Genomic DNA, 20,892 nt, shown 5'->3' with positions numbered 1-20,892 from the left:
GGTTATTCACGCGCTTATGGATATCACCGCGCTGCCCAGCCTTCTGACCGCTCTCGACGTGATCGCCGTCGCGCTGCTGCTGGCGGCGTGGGTCGGAATGACAGCTCTGATCGAACGCACCGGCACACGCCGACCTTCGGTGTCGGTGCTCATGGCGGGATATCGGCGCGAATGGATGCGGCACACCATCAGCCGCCAGCCGCGGGTCTACGACGCGATGATCGTCACGTCGCTGCGGCAAGGAACGGCCTTCTTCGCCTCCACCTCGATGATCGCGCTTGGCGGCGGGCTGGCACTGATCGCCAACGTCGAACAATTGTCCGACGTGGCCTCGGAATTGACGCTGGACCAAACCCCGCAGGTCGTCTGGGAGGTGAAACTGATCCTCGTGCTGTTCCTTGTGGCCAACGCTTTCCTGAAATTCGTCTGGTCGCACCGGGTGTTCGGCTACTGTTCCGTCGTGATGGCTTCCGTGCCCAATGACGAGGACGACCCGATCGCGCTGCACCGTGTGGAACAGGCCGCAGATTTGAACATCACTGCGGCGCGGGCCTTCAACCGCGGGCTGCGGTCGGTCTATTTCGCGCTTGGCGCGCTGGCCTGGCTGCTTGGGGCTGTGCCGCTGCTGGCGGCGACGGCGATCACCGTGGCGGTGTTGTGGCGCCGGGAATTCGCCTCGGCGACGCGGGCGACGCTGATGAAATCCCACCCCTGACTGACGCGATCGTGTCTGGCCCGGCCAACCCGCGCGCGGCATGGTTCATCGCATGAAGAGCCATCGCCCTGCCCTCGTCCCCGCAGTCGCCATGCTGGCCGGTCTGCTGGCCGCCGCCGCGCATGCGGACGGGCCACAGATCGTCGATGCCACCGCTGCGCGTGACGGCAGCGCATGGCGCATCGCGGTCACGCTACGCCACCCGGACACCGGCTGGGACCACTACGCCGATGGCTGGGAAGTGCTGGGCCCGGACGGATCAAGGCTCGGGTTTCGCGAACTCTTCCATCCGCATGTCAACGAACAGCCCTTCACCCGCGCGCTTGGTGGGATCGATATTCCCGACGGTACGGCAGAGGTGACGATCCGCGCCCGATGCAACGTCGATGGCTGGGGCGAAGCCATGCATGTGCTTCACCTGACCGACTGACCGATCACCACAATCGGGAGCGCGTTCCGGAAAGGCCAGGCGATCCGCGCCGACGACTGGTCCGGCGACCGGGCATAAGCGTTCAGGCCGCAGACGACACGCGCCGCCGTCCCTCCCAAAGCCATGCGCCCACGATCAGCGCACCGACCAGCAGCAGCCACGCCCAGCCGGGCAACAGCGGCGTCACCGTGACATTAGCGGTCTGATAGGCGCCGCGAGGGGTCACACCGATCCAGCCGCGCCCGGCGGCGGGACGGCCCTCGCGCACCTGGCGCAGGTCCGGCGTGCCGTCCTCGACGCGCCGGATGCCGCCACCCGTAGGTGCGATCACCGGCTCGAGCGCATCGCCGCTGGCGATGGTCTGTTCGAATTCCTTCGGTGCGGACGGGCCAAGCGCCGCCACGGTCGTCCGGTCACCGTCAGCGATGCGGTAAAGCCCGACTTCCAGCCCGTCCAGCCGCGCTTCGAAGCGGCCCGGCGCGACCTCAAGAGGGGTCACGACGGTTTCGGTGCCGTCCGGCGCGGTCACGGTGAAGTCGCCCGCCCCCTCACCCAGCGTGCGGCGGGTGATCGTCATGGACTGCCCATCGCTGGTGGCGGTCAGCGCCTCTTCCTCCAGTTCCGGTTCCTTCATCATCCAGTGGGCAAGGCGGCGCAGCAGTTCGAGCTGCGGGCCGCCGCCTTCGAAGCCACGGTTCCAGAGCCACGCCTGGTCCGACGCCAGCAGAGCCACGCGCCCGTCTCCGATCCTATCCAGCAGCAGCAGCGGACGCTCGTCGGGACCGGACATGACCACTTCGGCGGTGTCGGTCGCGGTCACGTCGATCAGGCGAAACCAGCGGCCCCATTCGCCATCTGGCGCGCCCGCCGCGTACTCGGTGTCCAGCCCGGCCGTAACAGGATGCTTTCGCCCGAGATCGGTGATAGCGGGCCGGTAGCCCCGATCGATCACCTGTGCCGTCGGCTCGCCCGGCATGACCTGCGCCAGCGGAGAGCGGTAGAGGCTGGCCGCCGACGCGAAGTCCGGGCCTGCCGCGACCAGCACCGCACCACCGCCTTCCACGTATTGCCTTATGTTGTCGAGGTAGATCCCCGGCAGGATGCCGCGCCGCTTGTAGCGGTCAAAGATGATCAGGTCGAACTCGTCGATCTTTTCCAGGAACAACTCGCGCGTGGGAAAGGCGATCAGTGACAGTTCCGTCACCGGCACGCCGTCCTGCTTCTCCGGCGGGCGCAGGATGGTGAAATGCACCAGGTCCACGCTGCTGTCAGATTTGAGAAGGTTGCGCCAGGTCCGCTCGCCGGCATGCGGCTCGCCCGAGACCAGCAGCACGCGCAGCCTGTCGCGCACACCGTTGATGCGCACCACGGCCGAATTGTTGCGGTCGGTCAGCTCTCCCTCGGCGACCGGAACGGTGAACTGGATCACGTTAATCCCACCATGCGGCAGATCCACCGGCAATTGCAGGTCGCGCCCTACCGGCACCTCGACCTCGCGCGGCTCAGCCCCGTCCACGGAGTATTGCAAACGGGCGGTGCCGCCCTGCGCGGTCGGCACGTCGCCCTGATCCTCCAACCGCAGCGTCAGCGTGACCGGTTCTCCGAGGATCGCGTAAGCCGGGGCGCTTTTCACCAGCAGGCGTCGGTCCCAGTCGCCGGAGCGGCCGGTCAGCAGAAGGTGCAGCGGCGCGGGCAGGTCCGGCGCGGCGGCGATATCGTGCAACTGGCCGTCCGAAAGCAGGATCATGCCGGCGACGCGGGCGCGCGGCACATCTGCCAGCGCGCGGCCAAGCGCCTCCATGCCCAGCGTCCCGGCGTTGTCCGGAGCATCGCCCAGCGAAACGACGCGCAACTCGGTGTTGGACAATTGCGCGACCTCGGTTTCCAGCGCGGCGATCGCGGTCTCCGTCTGGTCCGGGCGGCCCGCAATACGCTGGCTCGCGCTTTCGTCGACCACCAGGATCACGATGTCGGAAAGCGCGTCCCGTTCCTCGCTTTGCAGCGACGGGTTGGCGAGCGCGGCCAGAACCACCGCAGCGGCCAACGCGCGCAGCCACCAGCCCGACAGCCCGCGCCACAGCGCGAAGCCGGTGGCCAAGACCATCAGCGCCGCAAGAATGGTAAGAAGAATCGGATCGATAAGCGGGGCATAGAGGATGTCGCGGGTCATCAGTTCCCCAGTCGGTCCAGAAGCGCCGGCACGTGTACCTGATCGGATTTGTAGTTGCCGGTCAGCACGTGCATGATCAGGTTGACGCCGAAGCGGAAGGCAAGCTCGCGCTGGCGGTCGCCGGCATAGCCCCGACCGATGGGAAACATGGCCCCACCCCGATTGTCGCTGGCCCAGGCTGCGGACCAGTCGTTGCCGCCGATCACCACGGGCGTCACCCCGTCGTTGAGATTGCGGAACGGCATGCCGTCCACCTGTTCGGCGTCCGGCGGAGCGGCCTCGACCCAGACCTCACGGCTTGTGTGACGACCGGGGAAGTCCTGCAACAAATAGAATGTGCGCGTCAGGACGTGGTCTTCGGGCACAGGCTCCAGCGGCGGGATATCGAGGGGGCGGGCCAACTGCTGCAGCTTGCGCCCGTTAGGCGTCTGCGCGCCGAGGCCGCCCAGATCCGCGTCGCGCGTATCGAACAGGATCATGCCGCCGCTGCGCAGGTAGCGATTCAGCCGGGCATAGGCCTCATCCGACGGAATCGGCTGATCGGTGGTGATCGGCCAATAGAGGAAAGGGAAGAAGGACAACTCGTCGGTTTCGAGGTTCACCCCGCGCGGCGCGGCCGGTTCGATGGAGGTGCGCGAGAACAGCACCTGCGACAGCCCGTCGAGCCCGGCCAGCGCGATTTCATCCAGCCGCGCGTTGCCGGTGATGACATGAGCGAGCACGACCTCGGACGTGGCGGCGACGGCATACTGCTCGTCGACCTGTTCCGCATCGCCGGGCTGCGCCGCGTCAGCGCCGGGCTGACCCGCCCCCTGCGCAAGAACAGGACCACCCGACCACGCCGCAAGCCCGGCGGACAGCGCGAGCGCGACGATGCCGGCGACGGCGCGCCCGGGGCGGGTGCGGCGGCCGCGCGGCGGGCGCGGCAGCTTGCCTGACAGGCCGAGCACGCCAAGGATGTCAGCCACGACCAGCAGCAGCGCAAGCGACAGCAGGATGCCGCCCAAAGGCGTTTCGCGTGACACGCCCAGCCCTTCGACCGGGATGCGGTCCGGCCATTGAGCCGACGCAAGCACCGTGTCCGGACCGGTCACATTGACCGCGAGCCGCCGCTCGCCGCCGACATAGAGGCCGGGCGGCATGTCCGGGCCGGGCGCGCCGGAGGCGATGCGGGTGCCCGGCACGCCAGGCAACGTGCCTGCCGGTGCGACGCGGCCGAAGCCGTCCATCGTTTCGACCGCCTGCCAGACGGTGCCCTCGAGATCGGCGGCATCGGGCTGCGCCGCGCGCGAGGACACGGCGAGCCGTTCAAGCATCTGCACAAAGAGACCCGACAGCGGCAGGCTGGACCATTCCGCATTGGCGGTGACGTGGAACAGCACGATCTGGCCTTCGCCCACGCGCATCCGCGTGACCAGCGGGGTGCCGTCGGTCAGTTCGGCTATGGTGCGTGCAGCCAGTTCCGGATCCGGCTGGGCCAGAACCTGTGCAGTGACCTGAACGTCGTTGCTAAGCGGCAGGCCGTAGAAGGGGCTGTCCTCGGCGAAGGGTTCCAAGGCCTTCGGGGCGCCCCAACTCATGGCTCCGCCGACGCTGCGACCGCCCGCCCGCAGACGCACCGGAAGCAGCGGATCATCCTCGCCCACTCCGGTGTCGGCGGCGGCAAGGCGCGGGCCAGCGAAGCGCAGGAGCAGGCCGCCCTCCTCGATCCATGACAGCAGTTCGGCCGGCTCGGCCACCCGCGCCACATCGGCCAGAACGATCACATCCGGCCGTGCGCGCAGCACATCGTCCAGCGACCCGCGCAGCAGGTCCGCCGTGGGCGCGAGCGCCTGTTCGAGGTAGTGCAAAGGTGACAGCAGCTGAAGCCCCTCGCGTTCCTCGCGCCCGGCGATCAGAGCGACCTCGCGGCGTCTCAGCGCATCGTCCGTCAGGCTCACCGCTCCAGCGGAGGCCACGCCCGCCATCTCGAACCGCGTGACGCGGTTGCGCATCTCGGGCGGCAGCGACAGTGACAGTTCGGCTTCCGTCTCGCCCGCCGCGAATTCGGCTTCGGCGCTGGCCAGCACGCGCTCCACCCCGGCAGGGTCCAGCCCGCGCGCCGCCAGCGTCACCGTCCGCGCCGCGTCGCCGCGGGTACGCAGCGCGGTCAGCGCGATCGCGCCATCTTCGAAAACCGGGGGCCGCAATGCCAGCGCGGCGCCGGGGCTTTCGAACACCCGCACCTCGCCCCGCGCCTCGAGCGCGTCAAGAAGTGCCGCGCGGCTGCCCCGCGCCAGCCCGTCGGACACCCAGAACGTCGCAAAGTCGCCTTCCAGCCCGGTCGCCCAGTTCTCCAACGCGCCGGGGTCGGGAGCCCAGGGTGCGGGCGCTAGGCTGGCAAGGCCGGGCAGAACGCTGTCCGCGCCACGGAAGACCGGAGGACCGGGCGGCAGATCGGTGCTGGCGAGAACCGCGACAGGACGACCCGCGCGCCCGGCATCCTCCACCGCCTTTTCCACCCGCGCCATCCGTGCGGACCAGTCGGCGGCATCGGCCCATGTCGCGTCCAGCATCACCAGAAGCGGGCCGCGCCCGCCTTCACGCGGCTGCGGGTTCAGCACCGGACCAGCGAAGGCGAGGATCAGCGCCGCAACCGCCACCATCCGCAGCAACAGCAGCCACCACGGCGTCTTGTCGCTTTGCGTCTCGTCGTCGCGCAGGCCTAGCAGCAGCGCGACGCCCGGGAAGCGCCGCCGCGTCGGAGCGGGCGGAACCACGCGCAACAGAAGCCAGAGCACCGGAAGCGCCGACAACGCCAGCAGCAGCCACGGCGCGGTGAACCCTATGGCCCCAAGCGAGAGCATCAGCGCCGCCGCTCCAGCGCGCCGTAGAGCCACAGCAGCGCAGCTTGCGCCCCGCTGCCGGTGTGATGGCACAGCACCTGCCAGCCGGTCAGCCGCGCAAGATCGTCGAGCCGCGCCTTCCGTTCCGCCAACCGGTCAAGGTAGCGGCGTCGAAGCCCGCCCGCTTCCAGCGTCTCGTGACGCAGGCCGCCGCCCATGCTTTCGAAAACGGTGCGCCCGTCGAAGGGAAACGCCTCTTCGGCCGGATCGAGCACCTGCAGCAGCGCGCCCTTCACGCCCATATCGGCCGCTTCGGTCAGGGCCTGTTCGACCTCGACCAGCGGACCCATGAAGTCGGATACGAACAACGCGCGGGACTTCGGCACGATGCCACGAATGTCGGGCGCGCCGAAATCCTCGCGCGCGGCATTGTCGGTCAGCAGGCCCTGTGCGATGCGCAGCAATTGCACGTCGCCACGCCGGGGCGGCACGGTCTGGCCTGTCAGTCCGACCCGTTCACCGCCGCGCAGCAGAAGGATCGCCACCGCCATAGACAGCAGACGACCGCGATCCGCCTTGGACGGCAGTCCGGGGCTGGCGAAGTCCATCGACTGCGCGCCATCGACCCAGATCGACACGGTCTGCGCAGCCTGCCATTCCTTTTCGCGGATGAAATGCGTGTCCGACCGGGCCGAGCGGCGCCAGTCGATCAGCCGCGCCTCGTCACTGGCCATGGCGGGGCGATACTGCCAGAACTCTTCGCCCATGCCGGGGCGGCGGCGCCCGTGTTCGCCCAACAGCATGGTGGAAGCGAGGTGTTCGGCATCCGCCAGCAGCGCCGGAAGCGGCGCAGCCAGCGCCTCGCCGCCCGCGCGCAGGGTGCCACGGTCAAAGGAGCTTGGCGTGGGGCTCACGCCGCCGCCTCGGTCCGGGTCGTGTGCGCGGCAATCTGTTCAATCAAGGGCCGCAGTCCTTCGCCGCGCGCGCGCGCGGCGAAGGTCAACTGCATCCGGTGGACCAAGACCGGCACGGCCATACGCGCCACATCCTCGGCGGTGGGCACCAGACGCCCCTCCAGCAGCGCCTGTGCGCGCACCGTCAGCATCAGAGCCTGCGCCGCGCGCGGTCCCGGCCCCCAAGCCACCGACTCCCGCACGAGTGCTGGCGCCGCCGAATCCTCGGGGCGGCAGGCGCGGACAAGATCGAGGATGGTTTCCACAACCGCCTCGCCCACCGGCATCCGGCGCAATAAAAGCTGGGCCGCCAGCAGGCTCGGTCCGTCGAAAACCTGGTGCGAAACCGCTTCCTCCACCCCGGTGGTGGCCAGAAGGATGTCGCGTTCGGTGTCGCGGTCCGGATTCAGAACATCGATCTGTACGAGGAACCGGTCAAGCTGAGCCTCGGGGAGCGGATATGTGCCTTCCTGTTCGATCGGGTTCTGCGTCGCCAGAACATGAAACGGCGGATCAAGAGCATGGGGTTGACCGGCGATGGTCACCGATTTCTCCTGCATCGCCTGCAGAAGCGCGGACTGGGTGCGCGGGCTGGCGCGGTTGATCTCGTCCGCCATCAGAAGCTGAGTGAAGACCGGACCTTGGATGAAGCGGAAGCTGCGCCGTCCATCCTCGCCCGTTTCCAGAACCTCGGAGCCGAGAATGTCGGCAGGCATCAGGTCGGGTGTGAACTGAATCCGGGCACTGTTGATCCCCATCACGGTGCTCAGAGTTTCAATCAGGCGGGTCTTGCCCAGCCCAGGCAGGCCGATCAACAGACCATGGCCGCCGCAAAGGAGGGCCGCGAGGGTCAGATCAACAACCCGTTCCTGACCGATGAAGCGCTGCGTGATGCTCTGTTTCGCGGCCGCAAGCTGTTCGCCCAGTGCTTCGATTTCTCTCACGAGGTCGCTGTCTTCGGCCATGACAAATTCTCCGCTGCCCTTATATCCTCATCAAGGCACATATCCCGCACGACTCAAATGGCAAAATTTGCAAAAGACGTGGCAGCACAAAACATCGTGAAACCCTCTCCAGACGACCTTGTCGCCTCCGCCCGGGCCGCAACGAAGAAGGGCCCGCCGCCGGTGCACCTGTGGAACCCGCCATTCTGCGGCGACATAGATATGGAAATCCGCCGCGACGGGACATGGTTCTACATGGGCACGCCGATTGGCCGCCCGGCGCTGGTGCGGCTTTTTTCATCCATTCTGAAACTGGAGGACGGGCGATATTTCCTCGTGACCCCGGTCGAGAAAGTGGGCATCCGCGTGCAGGACGCACCGTTCGTCGCCATCGACATCAGTGCGCAGACGCGGGATGGCGGGCAGGTGCTGGTCTTCACGACACAGGTCGGCGACACGGTGGATGCCGGACCTGACCACCCGATCCGCGTGGTGCGCGACCCGGAAAGCGGCGAGCCGTCGCCCTATGTCATGGTGCGCGCCGGGCTGGAGGCGCTTATCGACCGCAAGAGCTTCTACCGGCTGGTCGAGATGGGCGAGACCGCCCCGCATGATGGCATGGACTGGTTCGGCGTCCGATCCGCAGGAACGTTCTTCCCGATCATCCCGGCGGCCGAGCTTCCCGCCGACTGACGCCCCCGGTTTCGAATCCGGCACAAAACGCCTATCATCGGCGAATGACACACAGCTTCTTCCCGCAGGACTCGCAAGCGGCACCCGTTCCGTCCGTGCCCAGCCGCGCCGAGACTCTAGGCGATGCCGCCGTCCACCTTGTCGGGCTCGCCGCCGCTCTGGTGGCGGTGCCAGTGCTGGTGACGCTTGCGGCGCAGTGGCACGGCAACGTCACCGCACTGCTGGCGACCGGAATCTACGGCGCGACGCTGATCGCCATGCTGGTCTGCTCGGCGCTGTATCACCACATGCCGCGCCCAGACTGGAAGCCGTGGCTTCTGCGACTCGACCATTCGGCGATTTACCTGAAGATTGCTGGAACCTACACGCCCTTCGCGCTGCTTTCGGGTGGCGCCGGCGGAGGGCTTGTTGCCGGGCTCTGGGGCGCGGCGGTGGCGGGATGCGGGCTGCATGTCTTCGCGCTCGGTCGCGCGCGTTGGCCGGGATTCGCGCTCTATCTCGGCATGGGCTGGGCCGGGCTCGTGCTGGGCTGGTCGCTTTTTGCCACCCTCTCGCCCGCGGTGCTGGCGCTGATCGTCGCTGGGGGCGTGATCTACACGATCGGCACCGCGTTTTTCCTGTGGGAGAACCTGCCCTTCCACACAGCGATCTGGCATGGGTTCGTACTGCTGGCCAGTGTGCTGTTCTTCGTCGCAGTCACGTTGCACCTGTCGGACACCGCGCTCGGAACGGCGGTGCCCGTGCTGTGATCCGCCGCGCCTGACACAGGCCGTTGGGGCTGGGCAAAGCCCGGCAGGGCGGTCTAAAGGGGCGGCGCAGACCAAAGGTGTTAGACTCCCATGATCAATCCCCGCTATTCCAACCTTCTGTTCAGCCTGCTGCTGAGCGGGATGATGTCCTTTCTCGTCTCGGGCATCTCGACCCTGCGCACCGTGCCGCTCGATCCCGATTTCGTGGGTGTCTGGATGGCATCGTGGATTTCCAGCTGGGCCGTGGCCTTCCCGGCGGTAATCGTGGTGGCACCGCTGGCGCGCCGGATGGTCGCGCGGTTGACGGCCACTTCCGGCAAGTGACGGCGCGCGCGGCCAGTCAGTGCCGCCAGCGGCGTCAGTCCGGTTCACGCACCACGTAGACGGAACAGGGCGCGTGCGAGACGACATGGCTGGCCGTGGTGCCCAGCAGGTAGTCCGAGATGCGCGGGTTGGCCGAAGACATTACGATCAGGTCGATGTCAGACTTCAACGCAAACTTCACGATCTGCCGATGCGCCGCGCCTTTGAGCACGCGGGTCTGGACCCGCACGGCGCCGGGTGGGTTCGCGGCAAGAAACTCGCGCAGCTTCTGGCCCCAGTATTTCTCGCTGTCGTAAATGTTCAGGTTGCGCTCCATCTCGGGGGCGACGGTGACGACCCACAGGTCCGCGTCATGCATCGCCGCCTCGGCAAGGGCGGTGGCGTAGGCGCCCGTGGTGTCCGCCGCGTGGCGCAGGTTCACGGGACACAGGATCGTCTTGACGGTGCCGGGCATGGTTGGGCTCCTTTCATTGCATGGCGCGTGATCGGCGGACTTGGCCGAATGGACAGGGCATGGCGCGGGGCGGGCAAGCCATGGCGGCCGAACGGTGTCAACCCGCCCCGCTGCCGATCAGCGCGGGGTTTGCACATCCGGCTTCCGCGCGTTCGGTCTCCAGTGTGACTTGCCCCAGCCGGAACTCGCGGGCCAGGAGCGCACGCACGGCGCGGCGCGCCTCGGCCTCGTCGGTCGCTCCGTGCAGCACGAGATGCGCCTGAAGCGTGAACCGACGCTCGTCGATCTGCCAAAGGTAGATGTTGTGTACACCGGCCACGCCCGCCACGCCGCGCACGGCGCGGGCAACCTCGTGCGGGTCCACCCCGGGCGGCACCCCCAGCATAAGGATGCGGATCACCGGGCCGATATCGGTCAGCGCGTGCCAAAGGATGTAGCCCGAAATGCCCAGCGTCAGCAGCGGATCGACCAGCCGCCAGTCGAACAGCATGACCAGCACACCGCCCAGGATCACCGCGACCGAGGTGCCGGCATCGGCCATGTTGTGCAGGAAGGCCGCGCGGATATTCAGGCTGTCCTTTGACATGCTGTAGGTCAACATCGCCGTCAGCACGTCCACGGCCAGCGCCAGACCGGCGACAGCGATCACGATCCAGCCGGTGATTTGCGTAGGATCAAGAAGCCGCCAGACCGCCTCGTAGGCGAGGTAGAGCGAGATCAGAATCAGCGTGGTGTAATTCACCAGCGCGGCCACCGTTTCGGCGCGGCCGTAGCCGAAGGTCATCGTGGCATCGCTGGGCCGCCGTGCGATGCGCCGCGCCACCAACGCGATCACCAGCGTCATCGCATCGCTGAGGTTGTGGATCGCATCGGCAATCAGCGCGATTGATCCGGACACGATCCCACCGGCAATCTGTCCCGCTGTCAGCAGTACGTTCGCCGCCACCGCCCAAGCCACCCGACGGTCCCCGCCGTTTTCCAGCAGGTGCAGGTGGTGCGAATGGCCTTTATGATGATGGTGCCCGTGTCCGCGCGACATGCACATACACCAACGCGATCGCGCCGCTTGCGTCAAGTCGGCGTAGCGGCGCGTGGGTCGTACGGATCAGGCCGACAGCGGCAGGACGAAGAGGGCGGCGGCCAGAACGGCAATCGCGACGGTGTGGATCAGGTGCAACAACATGTCGACGTCTCTGGTTAGGGCAAGGAACGGGCCGCGCTGACCTGCGCAGCCTGTCAGACGTAAGCACCCTGCCCCGCGCTTCAAGATGGCGGACACGCTGCCGCACCCGCACGGGCCACACGCCGGGAGAACCCGGCAAGCCCCAAGGCTCCGGCCAGAAGCAGTCCAGCCGCCGGAAGCGGCACGGCAGACGGTGCGGGAAGCTCCGACAATGACCGGACGGTCGTCCCGAAACTATCGATCTCGATCCCAACGGTGCCCGATCCGCCAAACGAGAAGGTCGGCGCATCGGTCGCAAGCAGGATCGTCTCGAGGCTGACTTGGGTGTCGCGCGGGTCGAAGTATTCCACCGTCACGGTATCCCCATCGGCCGAGCGTGAAATCGCCGGGACATAGGGAAAGGAGTCGAAGTTCCATCCAAGGTCGATCGTATACCCGGCGAAGCCCGAGACGGTGAACACCCGTGCGCCATTGATCCCGGCCCCGCTGTTGTCGATGGACGAGAAATCATAGGCGAACACGGTGCGGCCCGTGGCGGACCGATGGACCGTGACCATGATCGTGCCGGTAACATCGTAGAGTCCGGGGATCACTGGCCCCGGACCGACGACACCGTCCCGAACTTCGGTCGCGGAGCGGGTCACGACATCGAGCACAGTCCCGAAGAAGGCCGGATCGCCGTCGGCCACCTCTCCCAAGTCGAAATAGTCCGACGACGACAGGGTTTCCCCCGGTATCAGGCTCAGCGCCGACGCAGGACCCGCGGCCAGCAGGACCAGGGCAAAAAGGCTTCTCACAAACATGACTACATCCCGTTCTCAAGGTTTCCTTAACCGAGGTTACCACGGAGAAAGACGAAACCAAAGTACGAGCTGTCGCTGCGTCAGTGCGCTTCGCTCCAGTTCGCACCGGAACCGGCATCCACGGTCAGCGGCACGGTCAAGTCTACCGCCGGCATGGCCGCGCCTTCCATGATCTCGCGAACGCGCTCGGTCACGGCATCGACGGCGCCTTCCTCCACCTCGAACAGCAATTCGTCATGGACCTGGAGAAGCATCGTGGCAGGCAGGTCCGCGATCGCGTCCGGCATACGGATCATCGCGCGGCGGATCACGTCGGCCGCCGTGCCCTGAATCGGCGCATTGATCGCGGCGCGCTTTGCGAACCCGGCGCGCGGCCCGCTGGCCGAAATCTCGGGCGTGTGGATCTTTCGCCCGAAAAGCGTCTGCACGAAGCCGTGTTCCTTGGCGAAGGCGGTGGTGTCAGCCATGTAATCCTTGATGCCCGGGAAGCGTTCGAAATACCGGTCGATGAAACCCTGCGCCTCGGCCCGCGGAATGCGCAGGTTCCGCGCCAGCCCGAAGCCCGAAATGCCGTAGATCACCCCGAAGTTGATCGCCTTGGCCTGTCGGCGCACATCCGGCGTCATCTGGTCCAACGGCACGCCGAACATCTCGGACGCGGTGGCGGCGTGAATGTCCTGCCCGTCGCGGAAGGCCTCCTTCAGCGCGTCGATCCCGGCGATATGGGCCAGGATGCGAAGCTCGATCTGGCTATAGTCGAGTGCCAGAAGCACCTTGCCTTCCTCGGCCACGAAGGCCTGCCGTATACGCCGCCCCTCTTCGGACCGGATCGGGATGTTCTGCAGGTTCGGATCTGTCGATGCGAGCCGCCCCGTCGCCGCACCGGCGATCATGTAACTGGTATGTACCCGCCCGGTATCGGGGTTGATGTGGTCCTGAAGCGCGTCCGTATAGGTGGATTTCAGCTTGCTGAGTTGCCGCCAGTCGAGCACGCGCGCCGGAAGGTCGTGTTCGGTCGCCAGATCCTCCAGCACGTCTGCACCGGTGGCATAGGCGCCGGTCTTGCCCTTCTTCCCGCCCTCAAGACCCATCTTGTCGAACAGGATCTCGCCCAGCTGCTTGGGGCTGCCGACGTTGAAGCTTTCGCCCGCCAGTTCGTGAATCTCGGCCTCCAGCCCAGCCATCTTCTGCGCGAATGCGGCGGACATGCGGCTCAGCGTGTCGCGGTCCACCTTGATGCCCGCGCGTTCCATCGCCGACAGCACCGGCACCAGCGGGCGTTCCATCGTCTCGTAAACGGTCGTGACCTTCGCACGGTGCAGGTTCGGCTTGAGCGAATGCCATAGCCGCAGCGTGATGTCGGCATCCTCGGCCGCATAGGGCGCGGCCTTTTCGATCGGTACGCGGTCGAATGTGATGGCTGACTTGCCGGTGCCCAGCAGCGGCTTGATCGGGATCGGCGTGTGATCGAGATACCGTTCGCTCAGCGTGTCCATGCCGTGCCCGTGCAGACCCGCGTGCTGGGCATAGGAAATCAGCATCGTGTCGTCGATCGGTGCCACATCGATCCCCTGCCGTGCCAGCACCTTGGCATCGTATTTCATGTTCTGGCCGATCTTCAGGATCGACGGATCCTCGAACACCGGCTTGAGCATGGCGATGCAGGTGTCCGGATCCATCTGCCCCTCGGCCAGCGCATCGGATCCGAACAGGTCGTCGCGGTCGGCGGCCTTGTGGCGCAGCGGGATATAGCAGGCCCGGCCCAATTCTACCGCAAGGCTGATACCCACAAGATCCACCCGCATATCGTCAAGCCCGGTCGTTTCGGTATCCAGCGCGACCCAGCCCCGCTCCATGATCCGGTCGATCCAGACCGAAAGCGCCTCCGCGTCGCGCACGACCTCGTAGGCCTCCGGATCGAACGGGATGTCATCTGCCACCGTTTCGGGCGCGGCGGGTTCGGGCACTGCGGGCGGGGCGACGCCCATCCGTTCGCTCACGCGCTTGGTGATGGTGCGGAACTCCATCTCGGTCAGGAACTTCAGCAGCGTCTCCGGGTCCGGATCGCGCACTTCCAGATCGTCGAGCGTGAAGGTCAGCGGCGTGTCGCAGTCCAGCGTGACCAGCCGTTTGGACAGACGGATCTGGTCGGCATTGTCGATCAGCGTTTGGCGCCGCTTGGGCTGCTTGATCTCGCCCGCGCGCTCCAGCAGCGTCTCAAGATCGCCGTATTCGTTGATCAAGAGCGCAGCGGTCTTCAGCCCTATTCCCGGCGCGCCCGGCACGTTGTCCACGCTGTCGCCGGCAAGCGCCTGTACATCGATCACCCGGTCCGGGCCTACGCCGAACTTGGCCTCCACCCCTTCGGCGTCGATGCGCAGGTTTTTCATGGCATCCAGCATCTCCACACCGCCGCCGACCAGCTGCATCAGGTCCTTGTCAGAACTGATGATCGTGACCCTGCCGCCCGCCTCGCGCGCCTGCCGCGCCAGCGTGGCGATGATGTCGTCGGCCTCGAAGCCCTCCATCTCCTCGCAGGCGACGTTGAATGCGCGGGTCGCCTCCCGCGTCAGGGGGATCTGCGGGCGCAGATCCTCCGGCATCTCGGGCCGGTTGCCCTTGTACTTGTCATACAGGTCGTTGCGGAAGGTATGGCTTCCCTTGTCGAAGATCACCGCGGCATGCGTCGGCGCATCCGGCCCGGTATTCTCTTCGATGTAGCGCAGCAGCATGTTGCAAAAGCCCGACACGGCGCCCACCGGCAACCCGTCGGACTTGCGCGTCAATGGAGGCAGGGCGTGGTAGGCCCGGAAGATGAAGGCCGACCCGTCGATCAGATGAAGATGATGCCCCTTGCCGAATGCCATGGTCCGCCCCCTTGCGCTTTAGGCCGACAGGTATCCCGCTGCGCGTACGGGGTCCAGCACACGACGCAGCGGAGCCGCGGCATCCGGGCAAAATATTTCCAACTGCCCCACCCGCATTGACCGGGTGGTGATACCGGTGCGCCCTTCAGCACTTTGCATAGCTCCAGAGAGGCATCATGAGTTTTTTTCATTCGCGCCCGTCGCCACGTTGGTTGGCGCAACGGCAACGCTGGCCGCGCCGGTCAACGGCACAGGCAATGTCATTCCCGACGTTATCTTTGGATCGGGCAATGCCAACGGCAGCTTCAACGGCGAGACACGCAACACTATCGAGGTCGGCCTGCGCTGCAAGCAGCGGTATCCTGCGGCGAACGTGTTCAACTAAGACGGCATCGACACCTGCACCTTTGAATCGCCGACGCTGACCACGAACCCGGCGAACCGGTCCGTATTCAACTTCGATTGGTCGGTCACCCTGGACCCCACCGGCAGCAGCGGACTTTCAATTTCGGGTTTCGACCACCTGCTGTCCTTCGATCTCGACCCGACCGCAGGGGTCACCTTCCAGTCGATCAACCCGTTCATCGGTGCCGTCAGTGGCCCGAACGGCCTTACAATCTATGGAGACCATGCATTCGGCAATCTCGGTTTCGGCTTCTCGGCCGATCCGGACCTGCCCGGCAGCTAAGCGTTCAAGTTCGAAGTCTTCGGGAAGGACAAGACCAACCTGCTCGCCGCGTCCAGCCTCTCGGGGAACGCGATACCGACGGCCCCGATCCCCGTGCCCGCTGCACTGCCACTGCTGGCGACCACACTGGCCGGTTTCGGCTTGCTCGTTGCTCCGCGTGCGCCGCCGGACCTGATCACCTTCCTTGACGATGAAAAGCCCCGCCATTTTTTGCCGGGGCTTTTCCGTTCCATGCGCCGGGCTGTGTCTAAGCGTCCGGGTCCACCTTGTCGGCGAAGCTGCGATGCACAATCTTCTTGTCGCAGTACTGGCATTCCACCCAGCCGGTGCCGCGCGGAATGGTGTACCAGACGCGCGGATGACCCAGCGCGCCTTCGCCGCCGTCACAGGCCACGCGCCAGGCATCGACGATCTCGGTCTCGGGGGGGGCGATGGGCATTGGCATCCTTTCCTGATGGCTCGCTGTCCGGCAGTCCGGTTGCCGCCGCGCCCGCGGCGGCTTAGATCGGGCACACAATACTGAACCGCTGCGTCGCGGCAAGCCCGCCGGGGGCGCGCAGCAAGCACGAGGGCCAAGATGTCACAGAACGCGATCGAACTCGAAGGCGTGCGCAAGACCTATGCCGGGCACGGCAAGTCCGCACCGAAAGAGGCGCTCAAGGGCATCGACCTGTCGATTCCCGCGGGCTCCATTTTCGGCCTGCTCGGCCCGAACGGTGCGGGCAAATCCACACTGATCAACATTCTTGCCGGCCTCGTGGTGAAGACCGGCGGCAAGGTGCGGATCTGGGGCTTCGACCAGGATGTGAACCCGCGCCAGTCGCGCGCCGCGATCGGAGTGATGCCGCAGGAACTGAACCTCGACCCGTTCTTCTCGCCCCGTGGCGCGCTGGAGGTGCAGGCGGGGCTTTACGGCGTGCCCAAAGCGGAACGGCGCACCGACGAGATCCTCGAGATGATAGGCCTTGCCGACAAGGCAGACGCTTATGCCCGTTCGCTGTCGGGCGGGATGCGGCGGCGGCTGCTGCTCGGCAAGGCGCTGGTGCATCGCCCGCAGATACTTGTGCTGGACGAACCGACCGCCGGTGTGGACATCGAGCTACGTCAGATGCTGTGGCGGAACGTGCGCAAGCTGAACGACGAAGGGATGACGATCATCCTGACCACCCACTACCTCGAAGAGGCCGAGCAGATGTGCGACGAGATCGCCATCATCAACCACGGCGATATGATCGTGCGCGATACGACCTCGGCGCTGCTCGGGCGGCTCGACGCCAAGACGCTGGTGATAACCCCCGAAGACGAACCTGCCGCCCTGCCGCAGATCGGCGGCGTGAAGGTCACCCAGCGGCCGGGCGGAAAGATCGCCTTTGATTTCAACCGCAGCGACATCACGCCCGGCGCCATTCTGGAGGCGGTGCGCGATGCTGGTATTTCGCTGCGGGACGTCGCGACCGAGGAACCTGATTTGGAGGACGTGTTCCTCGCTCTGACGCATTCGGATTGATCTTGGCGGCGGGCCGGCCGTCTAGTTGCGTCCGCTGCCGGTGTGTTCGCGCACCGGCACAGCGTCGATGATGGCGTCCTCATCCCAGTCGATGATCGTGGCGGTGTGGCGCCGCTCCGCGCTCAGGTCGGCGTCCCAGACCGCGACGTGGCCATCGCGCGTGCGCGGCCAGGAAACCTGCGCCGCCCGATATTCGCGCCACGCGCCGTAAAGCACGGCAAGCACCACGCAGCTCAGCGATCCGGCCCATCCCAGCAACAGCGCGGCCACGGCACTCAGCCCGAACAGAAGCGCGACCAACGTAAAGCCCGCCAGAAAAGCGAAGCCCAGAACCACAATGGCGACCGCACCGCCACCTTCAGACACATCATCCCAGCCCTGGTCCAGCGTGGCGGACAACCGGGCGGCGTCGGGGCGGGTCTTCGCTGCGCGCAATGGGGACATGCCGTGTGCCTTTCATGCTGACCAAACCGACTGTTGCCCTGCACACTACAGCAACGGCCCGGGCGCGAAACACATTAGCGAAAGCACCCTTAACACGTAAAAGTTGTATCAAGTCAGGTCGGTTGCGACCGGGAGCAGGGCCATGCGTGGCCCCGGCCCAGACCCCGTGTCAGGGGGCCACGTCCAGCACGATCTTGCCGATATGGCGGCTCGATTCCATCAGCGCATGGGCGTCGGCTGCGCGCTCCAGCGGAAAGGCGCTGTCTATCACCGGTTCAAGGCGACCCGCTTTCACCATCGGCCAGACCTCTGCCTCCAGCGCCTGCGCGATGCGGGCCTTGGCGGCATCCGATTGCGGGCGCAGGGTCGATCCGGTGATCGTCAGACGGCGCAGCATGACCTGCGCGAAGTTCAATTCCGCCTTGGGACTTTCCAGGAAGGCGATCTGCACCAGCCGCCCATCATCGGCCAGTGCCTTGACGTTGCGCGCGATATAGCTGCCTCCGACCATGTCGAGGATCACGTCCGCCCCGCCCTCGGCGCGCAGCACCTCCACGAAATCGGCTTCTCGGTAGTTGATGGCCCGCTCCGCACCCAGTTTCTCGCAGACCGCGCATTTCTCGGCGCTGCCGGCGGTGGCGAAGACGCGCGCGCCAAGTGCGGCGGCGATCTGGATCGCCGTCGTGCCGATGCCCGACGATCCGCCATGCACGAGGAACCGTTCGCCTCCGGTCAGCCCGCCGCGCATCACGACATTGGACCAGACGGTGAAGCACGTTTCTGGCAGGCAGGCTGCCGCGCGCAAATCCAGACCTTCGGGGATCGGGAGGGCATGGGCGGCGGGCGTGGTGACATACTCGGCATAGCCGCCGCCGGGCAGCAGCGCACAGACCCTGTCGCCAACCGAAAAGCGGCTGACCGCCGCGCCCACGGCCACGACCTCGCCCGCGGCTTCCAGACCGGGCAGGTCGGACGCGCCCGGCGGCGCCTTGTACGCCCCGGCGCGCTGCAGTGCATCGGGGCGGTTCACCCCGGCGAAGGCGACCCGGATCAGGATGTCATCGGCGCCCGGCACCGGCACGGGGCGCTCCACCGGGACCAGCACCTCCGGCCCGCCGGGCTGCGATATTTCGACTGCGCGCATCATCTTGTCCATGCCGTCATAACACCGCGTCGGGGAAGTCGGCGCAAGCCGTTACTTCAGCAGCCGCGCCAGCGTTGCCTGGTCCGGCAGGCCCGTCGGCTCCAGCCCCTGCGCTGTCTGGTAGGCGGTCAGAGCCGCGATCAGCCCGGCCTCGTCAGACGCAGCGGCGAACCCGGCCCCCACCAAACCGTCGCGGACCTGCGTCAGCACGGGCCGATACACCAGCACGACGGCACTGCCGTTGCGCACCGCGACCAGTTCGGCCTCTTCGGTCAGCGCCCGTGGGGTGAGATAGGCGACCAGTTCCTGCGCGCCCCGCTCCACGATCGCGTCCGGGTTCGACGTGCAATACTGCTCCATCAAACCCATAAGCAGGGCGGGCGTCTGCCACGCGGTCAGATCGAACACGCCCGGCATCAAGCGGTGATGGGCCGTCATGTATCCGGTCAGCCATGCCGCCCCGAGCCGCCTTTCTTCACCGCCCGGAGCCCAGGCCACGAAATCTGCGCAGGAGGCACGGCCCGGTCCTTCGACGACATAGGGCCGGGTCTCATGCTGCTGCGCCTGTGCCGGGGATGCGGGGGTCGTCGCCGCCACGGCAACGGCAACGGCCACCGGAAGCGCCGCCCGGCCGATGCAGCGCCGGATCACGCGGCGCGCCGACCGCGCCGCGATACCAGTCCCAGCCCGCCCAGACCGGCCAACAACAGCGCTACGGCAGGTGGCAGAGGCACCGCCGCGTCCGTATCCACGACAATTGCGGTCTGGAGCATGTTTGACCCTGCTCCGGTACCGTTGAACAGGAACCCGGCGACAAACGTCGTGGCGTCGAGCGGATCGATCATCAGGGCCTCGCTGATGCCGATGATGTCGAACGTGGTGACGTTGCCGTATCCTTCGGCGACGAAATCGACCATGTCTCCGGGCAGAACATTGAAGGTCGTTCCATCCGGCAGAACCAGCGTGTAGCCGTCCGGATCGTTCACGGCCCCAAGCGTAGGCGCTTGGAACGCAGCTACCGTGCCGCCGCCGACCAGTTCGTAAGTGTAGCCGACCGCGATCTCGGGATCGATGAAGACTAAGTTCGTCCCGGCGGACGCCACGTCGAAGCTAAAGGCAGGTGAACTCCCCGGTCCTGCGGACACGGAGTCGGGCAGCAGCGGCGACTGCTCACTCGAACCATCTGCGGCCCCGAACCCGGAGAAACGAAGCGGATAGGCACCGGCGTCGTTCGATATCAGCGACTCGAAAAGCTCGTCGCCGTTCGAGTCGCTGAGAACCTCCCTGTTCTCGATGGCAGAGACGACGATGTCGTTGAAATTCGGTATGCTACCCGCCGCGGTTTCGAACCAGTTGTCGGCGCCGCCAAGGAACAGGATGATCCCATCCGTTTCGATATGAGCCTGCGGCGCTTCTTCCGCGACGATCCCGATGACGTCAAGCCGCTCTCCCCCGACGCCGACCACGAGGTCGTTCAGAGCGTAAACAGCCGTGCTGATCGTCACGCCGCTGCCGACATCTGTTCCGTTCGCCCGGGCACGGAAGCTGGATACCGCCGCAGTGCGCCCGAGGAACTGTGCGTCGTCCTGATCCGTCGCGATGCGCCCCGTGTCGATACCAGTCAGGAAGTCGGCATTGAATGTCCAGGTACCCGTCACATCGGCGGAACTTATGACGTTGTAGTCGCCGGGGAACGGAATCTGCGTCGGCGACGTCGGTATCTGGGACGGGTCCCACACATCGGCCTCCTGGGTCAGGATGCGAACATGTTCGTCGAAGAAGATGTAGGGATCGGCAAGGAACGGGTTCGGGTCCCTGTATCCGGGATGGCCCCTCAGCGTCAGGATATCCTGCGTGACGGCCTGCGTCGTCGTCACCTGAAAGATGGATGCCGCTCCGGCCTGCCCGGCCGCAAGAGCGCCGCCGACAAGTCCCGCGGCGACGCAGCCGACCCAAAACCTTTTCACCTGGCATTCTCCCTTGAAAAAAATCATACTTG

21 protein-coding genes are annotated in these 20,892 nt (G+C 66.3%); 7 read left to right on the top strand and 14 right to left on the bottom strand.

The annotated features are described in order from the left end of the window. Positions 1 to 16 precede the first annotated feature (16 nt). Positions 17 to 715, top strand: a complete 699-nt coding sequence (locus DKT77_RS03930) for a DUF599 domain-containing protein (protein WP_109810432.1) — start codon at positions 17 to 19, stop codon at positions 713 to 715. Positions 716 to 767: 52 nt separating this feature from the next. Beyond that, the gene (locus DKT77_RS03925; protein WP_109810431.1) at positions 768 to 1,145 is read left to right on the top strand and encodes a hypothetical protein; all 378 of its coding nucleotides are present in this window, start codon (positions 768 to 770) and stop codon (positions 1,143 to 1,145) included. Positions 1,146 to 1,227: 82 nt separating this feature from the next. Here DKT77_RS03925 and DKT77_RS03920 read toward each other — a convergent pair whose 3' ends face one another. From DKT77_RS03920 to DKT77_RS03905, 4 genes are read right to left on the bottom strand one after another with little or no spacing between them, the layout of a single operon-like run. After that, entirely contained in the window at positions 1,228 to 3,315 is a 2,088-nt protein-coding gene (locus DKT77_RS03920; RefSeq protein ID WP_109810430.1) for a hypothetical protein, read from the bottom strand. Next, complete coding sequence (locus DKT77_RS03915) at positions 3,315 to 6,161, bottom strand: DUF4159 domain-containing protein (RefSeq protein ID WP_109810429.1); 2,847 nt, start codon at positions 6,159 to 6,161, stop codon at positions 3,315 to 3,317. Before DKT77_RS03915 ends, DKT77_RS03920 begins: the two co-directional genes overlap by 1 nt. Then, on the bottom strand, positions 6,161 to 7,054 hold the full coding sequence (locus DKT77_RS03910) for a DUF58 domain-containing protein (RefSeq protein WP_238547670.1): 894 nt from the start codon (positions 7,052 to 7,054) through the stop codon (positions 6,161 to 6,163). Before DKT77_RS03910 ends, DKT77_RS03915 begins: the two co-directional genes overlap by 1 nt. Next, positions 7,051 to 8,058, bottom strand: coding sequence for an AAA family ATPase (locus DKT77_RS03905; protein WP_109810428.1), 1,008 nt, complete (start codon positions 8,056 to 8,058; stop codon positions 7,051 to 7,053). The genes DKT77_RS03910 and DKT77_RS03905 overlap by 4 nt, the downstream gene beginning before the upstream one ends. Positions 8,059 to 8,115: 57 nt before the next feature. On the opposite strand from DKT77_RS03905, the gene DKT77_RS03900 reads away from it, so the two are divergent. The 3 genes from DKT77_RS03900 (at position 8,116) to DKT77_RS03890 (ending at position 9,803) form a co-directional block, all read left to right on the top strand. Next, positions 8,116 to 8,730 carry a DUF1285 domain-containing protein gene (locus tag DKT77_RS03900; RefSeq protein ID WP_238547669.1) on the top strand — a complete coding sequence of 205 codons (615 nt, stop codon included), beginning with the start codon at positions 8,116 to 8,118 and terminating at the stop codon, positions 8,728 to 8,730. 44 nt (positions 8,731 to 8,774) lie between these two features. Further along, positions 8,775 to 9,479, top strand: a complete 705-nt coding sequence (gene trhA, locus DKT77_RS03895; protein ID WP_109810427.1) for a PAQR family membrane homeostasis protein TrhA — start codon at positions 8,775 to 8,777, stop codon at positions 9,477 to 9,479. 90 nt (positions 9,480 to 9,569) lie between these two features. Beyond that, positions 9,570 to 9,803 carry a DUF2798 domain-containing protein gene (locus tag DKT77_RS03890; RefSeq protein WP_109810426.1) on the top strand — a complete coding sequence of 78 codons (234 nt, stop codon included), beginning with the start codon at positions 9,570 to 9,572 and terminating at the stop codon, positions 9,801 to 9,803. Between the two features lie 34 nt (positions 9,804 to 9,837). Here DKT77_RS03890 and DKT77_RS03885 read toward each other — a convergent pair whose 3' ends face one another. From DKT77_RS03885 to polA, 4 genes are all read right to left on the bottom strand, one after another. Further along, positions 9,838 to 10,257 (bottom strand): universal stress protein, encoded by a 420-nt coding sequence (locus DKT77_RS03885; RefSeq protein WP_109810425.1) that lies wholly within the window; start codon positions 10,255 to 10,257, stop codon positions 9,838 to 9,840. Positions 10,258 to 10,354: 97 nt separating this feature from the next. Continuing rightward, positions 10,355 to 11,215 carry a cation diffusion facilitator family transporter gene (locus DKT77_RS03880; protein WP_338016058.1) on the bottom strand — a complete coding sequence of 287 codons (861 nt, stop codon included), beginning with the start codon at positions 11,213 to 11,215 and terminating at the stop codon, positions 10,355 to 10,357. Positions 11,216 to 11,520: 305 nt separating this feature from the next. Further along, positions 11,521 to 12,243, bottom strand: coding sequence for a hypothetical protein (locus DKT77_RS03875; protein WP_109810424.1), 723 nt, complete (start codon positions 12,241 to 12,243; stop codon positions 11,521 to 11,523). A gap of 80 nt (positions 12,244 to 12,323) precedes the next feature. Then, positions 12,324 to 15,110 (bottom strand): DNA polymerase I, encoded by a 2,787-nt coding sequence (gene polA, locus DKT77_RS03870; RefSeq protein WP_109810423.1) that lies wholly within the window; start codon positions 15,108 to 15,110, stop codon positions 12,324 to 12,326. Positions 15,111 to 15,237: 127 nt separating this feature from the next. Here polA and DKT77_RS20640 point away from each other — a divergent pair, with 127 nt between their 5' ends. Next, complete coding sequence (locus DKT77_RS20640; protein WP_146204948.1) at positions 15,238 to 15,495, top strand: hypothetical protein; 258 nt, start codon at positions 15,238 to 15,240, stop codon at positions 15,493 to 15,495. Positions 15,496 to 15,612: 117 nt separating this feature from the next. On the opposite strand, the gene DKT77_RS20635 is transcribed toward DKT77_RS20640, so the two are convergent. After that, positions 15,613 to 16,005 carry a hypothetical protein gene (locus tag DKT77_RS20635; RefSeq protein ID WP_146204947.1) on the bottom strand — a complete coding sequence of 131 codons (393 nt, stop codon included), beginning with the start codon at positions 16,003 to 16,005 and terminating at the stop codon, positions 15,613 to 15,615. A gap of 40 nt (positions 16,006 to 16,045) precedes the next feature. Continuing rightward, entirely contained in the window at positions 16,046 to 16,237 is a 192-nt protein-coding gene (locus DKT77_RS03860; RefSeq protein WP_109810421.1) for a zinc-finger domain-containing protein, read from the bottom strand. A 138-nt stretch (positions 16,238 to 16,375) separates the two neighbouring features. Here DKT77_RS03860 and DKT77_RS03855 point away from each other — a divergent pair, with 138 nt between their 5' ends. Next, entirely contained in the window at positions 16,376 to 17,305 is a 930-nt protein-coding gene (locus DKT77_RS03855) for an ABC transporter ATP-binding protein (protein ID WP_109810420.1), read from the top strand. A gap of 21 nt (positions 17,306 to 17,326) precedes the next feature. Here DKT77_RS03855 and DKT77_RS03850 read toward each other — a convergent pair whose 3' ends face one another. From DKT77_RS03850 to DKT77_RS03835, 4 genes are all read right to left on the bottom strand, one after another. After that, positions 17,327 to 17,749, bottom strand: a complete 423-nt coding sequence (locus DKT77_RS03850; protein ID WP_109810419.1) for a hypothetical protein — start codon at positions 17,747 to 17,749, stop codon at positions 17,327 to 17,329. 169 nt (positions 17,750 to 17,918) lie between these two features. Beyond that, positions 17,919 to 18,905 carry an NAD(P)H-quinone oxidoreductase gene (locus DKT77_RS03845; protein ID WP_109810418.1) on the bottom strand — a complete coding sequence of 329 codons (987 nt, stop codon included), beginning with the start codon at positions 18,903 to 18,905 and terminating at the stop codon, positions 17,919 to 17,921. A gap of 39 nt (positions 18,906 to 18,944) precedes the next feature. After that, positions 18,945 to 19,544: a peptidoglycan-binding domain-containing protein gene (locus DKT77_RS03840; RefSeq protein ID WP_109810417.1), complete on the bottom strand. Its 600-nt coding sequence runs from the start codon at positions 19,542 to 19,544 to the stop codon at positions 18,945 to 18,947. Further along, the gene (locus DKT77_RS03835) at positions 19,541 to 20,860 is read right to left on the bottom strand and encodes a hypothetical protein (RefSeq protein ID WP_146204946.1); all 1,320 of its coding nucleotides are present in this window, start codon (positions 20,858 to 20,860) and stop codon (positions 19,541 to 19,543) included. Before DKT77_RS03835 ends, DKT77_RS03840 begins: the two co-directional genes overlap by 4 nt. Positions 20,861 to 20,892 lie beyond the last annotated feature (32 nt).

This window comes from Meridianimarinicoccus roseus, from assembly GCF_003172915.1.
Classification (GTDB): Bacteria; Pseudomonadota; Alphaproteobacteria; order Rhodobacterales; family Rhodobacteraceae; genus Meridianimarinicoccus; species Meridianimarinicoccus roseus.
Note: the sequence above shows the minus strand (reverse complement) of the source record. Positions and strands in the feature narration are given on the sequence as shown.

Excerpts from the sequence above, each read along its gene's own strand:
- DKT77_RS03930 (WP_109810432.1), top strand. The coding sequence starts at position 17 with ATGGATATCACCGCGCTGCCCAGCCTTCTGACCGCTCTCGACGTGATC.
- DKT77_RS03925 (WP_109810431.1), top strand. The coding sequence starts at position 768 with ATGAAGAGCCATCGCCCTGCCCTCGTCCCCGCAGTCGCCATGCTGGCC.
- DKT77_RS03920 (WP_109810430.1), bottom strand. The coding sequence starts at position 3,315 with ATGACCCGCGACATCCTCTATGCCCCGCTTATCGATCCGATTCTTCTT.
- DKT77_RS03915 (WP_109810429.1), bottom strand. The coding sequence starts at position 6,161 with ATGCTCTCGCTTGGGGCCATAGGGTTCACCGCGCCGTGGCTGCTGCTG.
- DKT77_RS03905 (WP_109810428.1), bottom strand. The coding sequence starts at position 8,058 with ATGGCCGAAGACAGCGACCTCGTGAGAGAAATCGAAGCACTGGGCGAA.
- DKT77_RS03900 (WP_238547669.1), top strand. The coding sequence starts at position 8,116 with ATGGCAAAATTTGCAAAAGACGTGGCAGCACAAAACATCGTGAAACCC.
- trhA (WP_109810427.1), top strand. The coding sequence starts at position 8,775 with ATGACACACAGCTTCTTCCCGCAGGACTCGCAAGCGGCACCCGTTCCG.
- DKT77_RS03890 (WP_109810426.1), top strand. The coding sequence starts at position 9,570 with ATGATCAATCCCCGCTATTCCAACCTTCTGTTCAGCCTGCTGCTGAGC.
- DKT77_RS03885 (WP_109810425.1), bottom strand. The coding sequence starts at position 10,257 with ATGCCCGGCACCGTCAAGACGATCCTGTGTCCCGTGAACCTGCGCCAC.
- DKT77_RS03875 (WP_109810424.1), bottom strand. The coding sequence starts at position 12,243 with ATGTTTGTGAGAAGCCTTTTTGCCCTGGTCCTGCTGGCCGCGGGTCCT.
- polA (WP_109810423.1), bottom strand. The coding sequence starts at position 15,110 with ATGGCATTCGGCAAGGGGCATCATCTTCATCTGATCGACGGGTCGGCC.
- DKT77_RS20635 (WP_146204947.1), bottom strand. The coding sequence starts at position 16,005 with ATGGCGGGGCTTTTCATCGTCAAGGAAGGTGATCAGGTCCGGCGGCGC.
- DKT77_RS03860 (WP_109810421.1), bottom strand. The coding sequence starts at position 16,237 with ATGCCCATCGCCCCCCCCGAGACCGAGATCGTCGATGCCTGGCGCGTG.
- DKT77_RS03855 (WP_109810420.1), top strand. The coding sequence starts at position 16,376 with ATGTCACAGAACGCGATCGAACTCGAAGGCGTGCGCAAGACCTATGCC.
- DKT77_RS03850 (WP_109810419.1), bottom strand. The coding sequence starts at position 17,749 with ATGTCCCCATTGCGCGCAGCGAAGACCCGCCCCGACGCCGCCCGGTTG.
- DKT77_RS03845 (WP_109810418.1), bottom strand. The coding sequence starts at position 18,905 with ATGGACAAGATGATGCGCGCAGTCGAAATATCGCAGCCCGGCGGGCCG.